This is a genomic window from Saccharothrix sp. NRRL B-16348, from assembly GCF_001280085.1.
Taxonomy (GTDB): Bacteria; Actinomycetota; Actinomycetes; order Mycobacteriales; family Pseudonocardiaceae; genus Actinosynnema.
The window spans coordinates 26,228-35,691 of the sequence record NZ_LGED01000215.1; the positions used below are offsets into that span (position 1 = coordinate 26,228).

Below are 9,464 nucleotides of genomic sequence, written 5' to 3' on the forward strand. Positions count from 1 at the left end.
ATCGTTGTGTAGTCGGCAAGTTAACTCGATCGTGTAGTCACCTATCGCTCGAACGAGTCGAGGTTTTTCGGGTTCTACGCTGCCCTTCCGATATCGGGATCACACCGACCGCGTCCGCGCGCCGGCTGTCTCCACGAGCCGATATCCCGACGGGAAGGGTCGCGTGACCGGTTACCTCGCACTCACGGCGTCCGCGGTGCTGTACGCGCTGGGCATCGTCGCCCAGTCGATCGCCTCCCGGCGTGCCGACGAAGGCGGCGGCGGGCTCGGCCTGCTCGCCAGGCTCGCCCGCGACCGGCTCTACCTGCTCGGCTTCGCCGGCCAGGTGGGCGGGTTCGCGCTGGCGTTCCTGGCCCGCGCCGACCTGCCGCTCTACCTCGTCCAGGCCGGCTCGTCGTGCGCGGTCGGCCTGGCCACCCTCTTCGGCATCGCCGTGCTCGGCTGGCGGGTCCGCGCGATCGAGGTCGTGGTGCTCGTGGTGATGGCGGCCGGCCTGGTGCTGCTCGTCGCGGCGGCCACGCCGTCGGCCGCGCACGACGTGCCCCAGGGCCTCGGCATCGTCCTGTTCGGACTGCCCCTGGTCGGGCTCGTCCTGGTCCAGCGCCGGGTCGGCCGCGTCGTGCCGCTGGCCGCGTCCGCCGGGCTGGCGTTCGCGGTGGTCGCGATGACCAGCCGCACGCTGGCCGACGAACCGTTCCTCAGCCTCCCGCTGTACCCGCTGGCGTGGTTGATGATCGTCGCCGCGCTCGTCGGCCAGTCCTACCTGGCGCTGTCCCTGCGCCGCGGCTCGGCCACCTCGACCGTCGCCACCATGGACGCGACCACCGTCGTGCTCACGTCGATCATCGGCATCGCCGCCCTGGGCGACCGGATCACGCCCGGCCGCGAGTGGTGGGTGGCGCTCGGCGTCGCGCTCGTCGTGTCCGGCGTGCTCCTGCTCGGCTACGCCGACCGCTTCACGAAGGCCGCCGCGGAGGTGGCCCGGTGAACACCGCCAGCGTCTCCCTCGACCTCGACAACCTCTGGGCGTACCTCAAGACCCACGGCGACCCGGCGTGGGAACGCCGCCCCAGCTTCCTGCCCACCGCCGTGCCGCGCCTGCTCGAAGTCTTCGGCGCGCACGGGCTCACCACGACCGTCTTCGTCGTCGGCGCGGACGCCGAACGCGACGACGGAGCGCGGGCCGTCGCCGACATCACCGCCGCCGGGCACGAGATCGGCAACCACTCCTACGGCCACGAACCCTGGCTGCACCGCTACACCCGCGACCGGCTCGAAGCCGAACTCGCCCGCACCGAGGCGGCCATCGTCGCGGCGGGCGCGCCACGGCCGACCGGCTTCCGCGGCCCCGGCTACAGCGTCACCCGCGACCTGCTGGAACTGCTCGCCGAACGCGGCTACCGCTACGACGCCAGCACCCTGCCCACCTGGATCGGCCCGCTCGCCCGCGCCTACCACAACCGCACCGCGCCGACCGGCGGCGAACGCGACTTGTTCGGCGGCTTCTCCCGCGTGCGCGCGCCCAACGCCGCCTACCGCTGGCGCGTCGGCGCGGGCCTGGTCGAGCTGCCGGTCACCACGATGCCGCTGCTGCGCGTCCCGATCCACGGCTCCTACCTGCTGCAACTGCACCAGGTCTCGCCACGCCTGGCCCGCGGCTACTTCACCACCGCGTTGCGCCTGTGCCGGGCACGCGGCGTGCAGCCGTCGCTGCTGCTGCACCCCACGGACGTGCTCGGCGCGGCCGAGGCGCCCGGCATGGAGTTCTTCCCCGGCATGGCGGTGCCCGGCGCGCGGAAGGTCGAGTTCCTCGGCTGGGTGCTCGGCGCGCTGCGCGAGCACCACTTCGAGGTGATCGGCACCGGCGCGCACGTCGACCGGCTCGACGCGGGCCTGCGCGAGCACGACACCGGGCTGCTGGCGCGGTGCGGCGGATGACGTGGCCGGTGCGGTGGGGCGGGTGACGTGGCGGGCGCGGGCGGCGTGGCGGTGGCGGGCGGCGTGGCGGTGGCGGATGGCGTGGCGGGCGCGGTGGCGGAACGACGACGTGGCGGTGGCGGGTGACGCGGCGGGCGTGGTGGGGCGGATGACGTGGCTGGTGCGGGTCCTGGCGTGCGCGACGGTGTTCGTGGCACCGCTGGAGGGCTACCTCCTGCAGGCGCACGGCCACCTGGCCAAGGCGCCGTCCGCGCTGCTGGTGCTCGCCTGGGCCGTCCTGCGGGTGCGGGAGCGCCGCGCGCCCGAGCCGCACCCGGCGCACGTGGTCCTCGCGGCGCTCGCCGTCGTGCTGCTGGCGTCGTCGGCGGTGCACGCGGGCGGCGCGTACACCGCGGACTACGCGTTGCGCTGGCTGCCCTTCCTGGTGGTCACGGTGGTCCTGATCGACGTGGCCGCGCGCGAGGTGTCGATCCGGGCGGTGCTCGCCGCGACGGTGGCGGGAGCGGTGGTGGCGGCGGTCGGCGCGCTGCTCGGCATGGTCGCCGAGGGGCAGACGCGGGCCGCCGGGCCGTTGGAGGACCCGAACGACCTGGCCTACTTCCTGGTCGCCGCGCTGCCGCTGCTGGTCGCGCTGCGCCACGGTGGCCGGTCCGCCGCCATGCCCGGCGGGCCGACCGCGGTGCTGCCCGGTGCGACGGCAGGCGGGGTGACGAAGGCCGTCGTGCTGCCCGCAGCGGCGGCCGTCGTGCTCGCCGTGGGTGCGGCGGCGACGTTCTCCCGAGGTGGGGCGCTCGCCCTCACGGCCGCCGTGGCGTGGCTGCTGGTCCGCCGCGCGGTGCCGTTGAAGGCGTTGGCGGGTGGCGTGGCGGCGCTGGCCGTGCTCGGCGTGGCCGCCGTCCTGTTCGCCGGACCCGAGCTGGACCGGGCGGTGCGGGAGAAGACGCACGTCGCCGAGACCAATGTGGACACGCGCGAGCTGCGCTGGCAGGCCGCCGCGCGCATGGTCGCCGAGCACCCCGCCCTCGGCGTCGGACCGGGCGGGTTTCGCGAGGGCTACCCCGCCGCCTCGAACAACGCCGAGATCGACGAGCAGACCCCGGTGGCGCACAACATGTACCTGGAGGTCGCCGCCGAACTCGGCGTGCCCGGCTTCGCGCTGTTCGTCGCGCTCCTCGCGCTCACCGCGGTCACCAGCGAACGCGTGCGCCGCACCACGACCGACCCGCTGCCGGTCGTCGCCGTCCAGGCGTCCCTGATCGCGGTGGTGGTCGCCTCCACCTTCCTGTCCCAGCAGTACTACCTGCCGTTGTGGTCGCTGGTCGCGGTCGTGGCCGCGGCCGACCTGCGTCTGAGGAGAGCGAGCGACGTTGCGTGTGCTCCACGTGATCAGTGAGATGGGTACCGGCGGCGCCGAAGCGCTCGTCGCCGGGATGGCCAGGTCTGGCGCGCAGTTCGGCTGGCAGTCGGCCGTGGCCAGCGGCGGCGGGCACCGGGCCGAGGCGTTGCGCGCGTGCGGCGTGCCGACGTTCACCGTGCCCGTGGCCCGGCGCAAGGCGACCGGCGTCCTGCGCGCCACCACGGCCACCAAGGCCGCGATCCGCAGCTTCCGACCGCAGGTCGTGCTCGCGCACAACGTGTCGGCCAGCCTGGTCGCGCGCCTGGCCGTGCTGCCGGGCAGGCTGCCGCTGCTCACCGTGTTCCACGGCGTCGAGGAGGCCGACTACACCGGCGCGGCCCGCATCCTCAAGCGCACCTCGCGCACGGTCGTCGCGGTCGCCGACGCCACCGCCGACCGACTGCGCGCCGCGGGCGTGCCCGACCCCGTGGTGATCCCGAACGCGGTGTTCCCGCAACCCGAACGGGTGGACCGGAGCGCGGTCCGCGCGGTGCACGGCGTCGCCCGGGACGTACCGGTCGCGCTGTGCCCGGCCCGGCTGGAACCGCAGAAGCGGCACGACGTGCTGCTGGAGGCGTGGGCGGAGCTGCACGGCGACGCGGTGCTGTGGCTGGCCGGCGACGGCAGCCTCCGGGACGTGCTGCGGCTGCGTGCCGCCGAACTGGGCATCGCGGACCGGGTCCGCTTCCTGGGCAACCGCTGCGACGTGCCCGACCTGCTGGCCGCCGCCGACGTCACCGTGCTCACCAGCGACTGGGAGGGCATGCCGATCGCGGTGCTGGAGTCGCTGGCCGCCGGACGTCCCGTGGTGGCCACCGATGTGGACGGTGTGCGGCAGGCGTTGGCCGGTGGCGGTGGCGTGGTGGTGCCGCGCCGCGACCCCCGTGCGACGGCCGAGGCGTTGCGGTCGTTGCTGTTCGACCCGCAAGCGCGGGCGGAACTGGCCGAGGCGGGCCGCGCGTCCGTGCGGCGCGAGCACGACCCGCGTCTGCTGATGCGGTCCTACGACGAACTGCTGCGCACCGCGATCGGAGCGTCATGATGGAGCTGGGTGTGGTGCGGGGCCTGCGCGACCTGCGCGTCCCGGAGGTGCTGAAGCGCCCGCTCGCGCTCAGCCTCGGGATCGCGCTCCTGGTCGCGGTCGCCGTGGTGGTCGCCGTCGAGGTCGCGGGCAAGGAGTACGAGAGCCGCGTCGGCGTGCTCGCGGTGCCGGCCGTCGGCGACCCCGAGCAGCCGCCCGAGGCGAGCTTCGGCGAGGTCGTCGCCCTGTCGCTGCCCGCGCTGGTCGAGGTGTCGCGCAGCCCGTCCGTGCTGCGCGGTCCCGCCGTGGAGCTGGGCACCACGATCGACGACCTGGCCGGCCGGGTGTCCGTGGAGCTGGTGCCCGCCTCCGGCCTGGCCCGGCTGTCGGTGCGCGCCGACACCGCCGACCGCGCCGCGCAGGCCGCGACGCGGATCGCGCAGACCGTGGTGGAGGCCGACCTGTTCGCGCCCGCCGCCCGGCTGCGCCTGCTCGACCGGCCCGAGACGACGCAGGTCGCGCCGGACCGGCCGCTGGCCTACGGCCTGGCGCTGATCGCCGGCGTCCTCGCGGGTCTCGCCGCGCACGCCGTCGGCCACCTGCGCCGGACGCGTCCCCGCGACCAGGTGCGCGCCGCGCTCGCCGCCGGCGGTGTGCGGCGCCCGGTGGCCGTGCTGCCCGACGACGACCCCGAGCTGGCGCAACGGCTGACGCTGCTGTGCGAGGCGTCGGCCCGGCCCGCGCGCGTCGTGGCGGTCGTCCCGGAGCTGGCGGACCGCGCCGAGGCCCTGGCCGGCGAACTGCCGGACAAGACCGGCGAGCCCGCCGACGGCGACGCGGTGATCGCGGTCGTCGTCAACGGCGGGCCGCAGGACGAGCTGGCGACCGTGGTCGGCGCGCTGCCCGCCACGTCGACCCTGCTGGCGGTGGTGACGTGCTGAAGACCGTCGCGGCGAAGGACAAGGTGCGGGTGCTCACCGCGCTGGTGGCGTTGGTCGGCGCGGTGGCGGCGTGGCGCGCGCTGCGGCCGTCGTGGCAGGTGCCGCTCCCGACGTGGGCCACCCGGCCCGAGGAGCGGATGCAGGACTTCCGGGACGCGCTGTACTTCCCGATCCGCGAGTTCCTGGCGGGCGGCAACCCCTACCACCCGGCGGCGGTCCTGGAGCACTGGCCGGTGCGGCAGAACTTCAACCTCTACCAGCCCTACCACCTGCTGCTGCACGCGCCGTTCGCGCTGCCGGGCTACCGGGTGGGCGCGGTGGCGTTCGCGCTGGCGTCGCTGGTGCTGCTGATCGCGCTGGCGGTGCTGGCGGCCGGCCGGTTGCGCCCGCACGTGCCGTTGGCGCTGGGCACGGCGGTGGTCGCGACGCTGCTCGTGCTCAGCCAGGTCGGCAAGGCGCAGCTGTACGTCGGCCAGGTGAACCCGCTGATCGCGCTGGGCGCGGCGGGCGCGTTGCTGGCCAGGCGGGACGCGCCGAGGTGGGCGGCGGTCGCGTTGGCGCTGGCGTGGCTCAAACCGCAGTTCGGCCTGCCCCTGGCGGTGCTGCTGTTCGTGCGCGGGTCGCAGCGGGTGGCGTTGACCGGGACGGCGGTCGCGGCGGTGGCGAGCACGGTCGTGGTGGTGCCGTTGGTGGTGCGCGGCGGGGGCGTCGGGCCGTTCCTGGACGTGATCGCGGCGAACCTGGCGCACGCCGGCGAGACCGCGTACGGCGCGGTGGACTCGATGACGGCGCAGCGGATCGACCTCGCGGCCGTGTTCTACCGCGTCACGGGCTGGCTGCCGGGCGGCGCGGAACCGTTCGCGCTGGTGGCCGTGCTGGTGGTGACGGCGGTGCTGGTGCGGCGGCTGGACCGGATGGGCCAGCCCGCGGCGGCGGACCTGCTCACGTGCCTCGCGGTGGTGGCGGCCGTGGTGCACCAGCCCGGTGACGTGCTGATCGCGGTGCCGTCGCTGGTGGCGGTGGGTGTGGTGTGGTGGCGGGGCGGGTGCGAGCGGGACTGGCGGCTCGGGCTGTCGGCGGTGCTGCTGCTGGTGCCGTTCGCGCACCTGCACTTCGTCAGCGTGGCGATCCGGGCGGTGTCGAACGCGCGGGTGGACGTGACGGTCGACGGTGTGGCGGTCGTGGCGGCGTGGGCGCTGGCGGCGGTGTTCGCGGCGACCCGCCGTTGTTCGGCTGTCGGCACGGTCCGGTCGTGACACCGGTCGGTGGGCACGGTCCGGAGGTGACACCGGTCGGTGGGTCTGGTTCTGGCGTGACGCCGGTTGGTGGGTCTGCTTCGGACGTGACGTCGGCTGGTGGGGACGGTTCGGACGTGACGCCGGTTGGTCGGCGCGCTGTGCGGGGGTCGCTGTGGTTGTTCGGGGTCAACCTGGTCAGCAAGGGCAGCCAGATGGCGGTCACGCTGGTGCTGGCCGCGTTCCTCACCGAGGAAGGGCTGGGGCTGGTCGCGCTGGCCGTCGCGCTGGTCAACATCGGTCAGGTCGTCCAGTCGATGGGCGTGTACGACGTGGTCAGCCGGACCGACCGCGACCCGCGCCGGATGGCGGGCACGTTGCTGGTGCTCAGCGCGGGCGTCGGAGTGGTGCTGGCGTTAGCGCTGGTGCTCGCGGCCGACGGGATCGCGCACGCGGTGGACGCGCCGTCGGTCGCGCCGCTGGTGCGGTTGGCGGCGGTGAGCCTGCCGTTCTCGGCCGTGGCCGGTGTGCAGCTGGGGCTGCTGCACCGCGACCTGGACTTCCGCCGCCGGATGGTGCCCGACGCGGGCGGCGCGGTGCTCGGCGCGGCGGTGACGGTCGTGCTCGCGGTGACCGGGGCGGGGCCGTACTCGCTGGTCGTCGGGCTGCTGTGCACGGCGGTGGCGCAACCCGTGCTCGGCGTGGTGGTCGGGGTGCGGGTGCGGCCGGTGTGGGACGCGGCGGCGGCCGGTGAGGCGTTGCGGTGGATCGCGCTGGTCGGGCCGGGCGCGTTGGTGGCCGTGCTGCTGATCAACGTGGACTACCTGGCGATCGCGCGGGTGCACGGGCCGGAGGCGGTCGGGGTGTACTCGTTGGCCTACCGGATCGCCTGGGTGCCGTACATCCTGGTGGCGGTGGTGATCGGCGGCGTCGTGCTGCCGTTGTGCGCCAAGCTGCTCCGGGACGGGGCGGAACTGTCCGAAGTGGTCGGACGGGCGACGTCGGCCGTGCTGGTGGTGACCGGTGGGCTGTACGCGGTGACGGCGGCGCTGGCCGACCGGGTCGTGGTGTTCGGCGCGCGGTGGGCGGAGGCGGCCGTGCCGTTGGCCCTGCTGTGCCTGTACGGCCTGGGCCTCGGCCTGCTGCACGTGTGGTACCAGGTGCTCAAGGCCGCCGGGCACGCCCGCCGCTACCTGGCGCTGGAAGTGAGCCACCTCGTGCTGCTGGTCGGCGGGCTGCTGGTGTTCACCCGGCACGGCGTGGTGGCGGTCGCGCTGGTGCAGGTCGCGGCGGCGTGGCTGGTGGTGCCGTGCACGTGGTGGGCGTTGGCGCGGCGGGGGATCGGCCCGCCGTTGGCCGCGCTGGCACGTGGCGCCGCCGGGGTGGTCGCGGCGGCGGGGTGCTGCGCGGCGGTGGCGTTCGGAGTCGGTGACGTGTTCGGGCCGCCCGGTTCCGTGGTGGCCGCGTTGGGCGAAGGGGTCGTGCTGGTGGTGGTGAGCGTCGTGGTCGTGGTGGCGGCGAACCGGGAGGTGGTGCGCCGATGAGGGTCGTGCACGTGAGCCAGCCCGTCACGGCGGGGGTGGCGGCGGTGGTGCTGGAACTGGCCCGCGCCCAGCGGGACCTCGGGTGGACGGTGACCGTGGTGTCCCCGCCGGGGCCGCTCGCCGAACGCGCGCGCGGGCTCGGCGTGGAGGTGCGGGCGTGGCGTGCGCGTCGGCATCCGGGGATCGGGACGGTGGGTGAGGTGGTGCGGCTGCGGCGCGTGCTGCGCGAGCTGGGGGCGGATGTCGTGCACCTGCACAGCTCGAAGGCCGGGTTGGTCGGGCGGCTGCTGGTGCGCGGGCGTCGGCCGACGTTGTTCCAGCCGCACATGTGGTCGTTCCAGAGCGCCGGTGGGGTGGTGGCGTGGGCGGCGCGGATCTGGGAACGGGTCGGGGCGCGGTGGACGCACCAGCTGGTGTGCGTGAGCGACGACGAGTTGGCCGTCGGGCGGGCGGCCGGGGTGCGGGGGCCGGCGGAGGTCGTGTGCAACGGGGTGGACGTCGAGCGGTTCCGGCCGGACGACCGGGCGGCGGCGCGGCGGCGGCTGGGGCTGCCGGACGTGCCGACGGCGGTGTGCGTCGGGCGGTTGGTGCCGTACAAGGGGCAGGACCAGCTGCTCGCGGCGTGGCCGGCGGTGCGGGCGCAGGTGCCCGACGCCCGGCTCGTGCTGGTCGGGGACGGGCCGATGGCCGAGCGGTGGCGGGCGGCGTGCGACGACGAGTCCGTGCGGTGGTGGGGGCACGACGACGCGGTGGCTGACTTCTACGCGGCCGCGGACGTGGTGGTGCTGCCGTCGCGGGCCGAGGGGATGGCGTTGGTGCCGTTGGAGGCGATGGCGTGTGGGCGGTCCGTGGTGGCGTTCGACGTCAGCGGGGTGCGGCAGAGCGTCGGGGAGGCGGGGGCGGTGTTGGCGGCCGGTGATGTCGAGGGGTTGGCGGAGGCGGTCGCGGTGCGGTTGGCCGATCCTTCGGCGGCGGATTTGGAGGGGGCGCACGGGCGGCGGCGGGTGGAGCTGCTGTTCGACCGGCGGCAGGTGGCGGATCAGATCGCTACCTTGGTGGACAAGCTTTTGGTCGGTGCACGGTGATCCCCACCCTCACCTCGCGCGTGTCGAACCCTCGCGTCGCGCGTGTCGAACACTCAGGTCGCGCGTGTCGAACGTTGAGGTCGGGCGTGTCCTACGTTCAGAACACGAGAGTCCTACGTTGAGGGCGCGAGAGTCCTACGTTCGCGGTGCGCGAGTCCTACGTTCAGGTGGCCTGAGTTCAACGCTCAGGTGCGGGTCGGTGGTTGGGTCCGGCTCGATTTGACATGGGGCCCTTACGGGCACTCCAGGCAGGCCAAAGCCGGGCAGGCCTGGCGGGAAGAGCGTCCGCCAAGCCTGCCCGGCT

At 74.9% G+C, this 9,464-nt stretch carries 8 protein-coding genes; all 8 read left to right on the forward strand.

The genetic code is table 11. The features are described 5' to 3' along the window. The first annotated feature begins 163 nt into the window (after positions 1 to 163). The 8 genes from ADK67_RS28775 to ADK67_RS28810 all read left to right on the forward strand — a co-directional run bounded on the left by ADK67_RS28775 (position 164) and on the right by ADK67_RS28810 (position 9,160). Positions 164 to 988 carry a hypothetical protein gene (locus ADK67_RS28775; RefSeq protein ID WP_053719666.1) on the forward strand — a complete coding sequence of 275 codons (825 nt, stop codon included), beginning with the start codon at positions 164 to 166 and terminating at the stop codon, positions 986 to 988. Continuing rightward, positions 985 to 1,938, forward strand: coding sequence for a polysaccharide deacetylase family protein (locus tag ADK67_RS28780; protein WP_053719667.1), 954 nt, complete (start codon positions 985 to 987; stop codon positions 1,936 to 1,938). The genes ADK67_RS28775 and ADK67_RS28780 overlap by 4 nt, the downstream gene beginning before the upstream one ends. Before the next feature lies 1 nt (position 1,939). Then, the gene (locus ADK67_RS28785; protein ID WP_231648394.1) at positions 1,940 to 3,331 is read left to right on the forward strand and encodes an O-antigen ligase family protein; all 1,392 of its coding nucleotides are present in this window, start codon (positions 1,940 to 1,942) and stop codon (positions 3,329 to 3,331) included. After that, the gene (locus tag ADK67_RS28790; RefSeq protein ID WP_231648395.1) at positions 3,321 to 4,376 is read left to right on the forward strand and encodes a glycosyltransferase; all 1,056 of its coding nucleotides are present in this window, start codon (positions 3,321 to 3,323) and stop codon (positions 4,374 to 4,376) included. The genes ADK67_RS28785 and ADK67_RS28790 overlap by 11 nt, the downstream gene beginning before the upstream one ends. After that, on the forward strand, positions 4,373 to 5,296 hold the full coding sequence (locus ADK67_RS28795; RefSeq protein ID WP_231648396.1) for a hypothetical protein: 924 nt from the start codon (positions 4,373 to 4,375) through the stop codon (positions 5,294 to 5,296). The genes ADK67_RS28790 and ADK67_RS28795 overlap by 4 nt, the downstream gene beginning before the upstream one ends. Beyond that, a complete protein-coding gene (locus tag ADK67_RS28800; protein WP_197289661.1) occupies positions 5,290 to 6,552 on the forward strand; it encodes a glycosyltransferase 87 family protein in 1,263 nt (420 codons plus the stop codon). Before ADK67_RS28795 ends, ADK67_RS28800 begins: the two co-directional genes overlap by 7 nt. 116 nt (positions 6,553 to 6,668) lie before the next feature. Further along, a complete protein-coding gene (locus tag ADK67_RS28805) occupies positions 6,669 to 8,075 on the forward strand; it encodes an oligosaccharide flippase family protein (RefSeq protein ID WP_231648397.1) in 1,407 nt (468 codons plus the stop codon). Continuing rightward, the gene (locus ADK67_RS28810) at positions 8,072 to 9,160 is read left to right on the forward strand and encodes a glycosyltransferase (RefSeq protein WP_053719671.1); all 1,089 of its coding nucleotides are present in this window, start codon (positions 8,072 to 8,074) and stop codon (positions 9,158 to 9,160) included. Before ADK67_RS28805 ends, ADK67_RS28810 begins: the two co-directional genes overlap by 4 nt. The last annotated feature ends 304 nt before the right edge of the window (positions 9,161 to 9,464 follow it).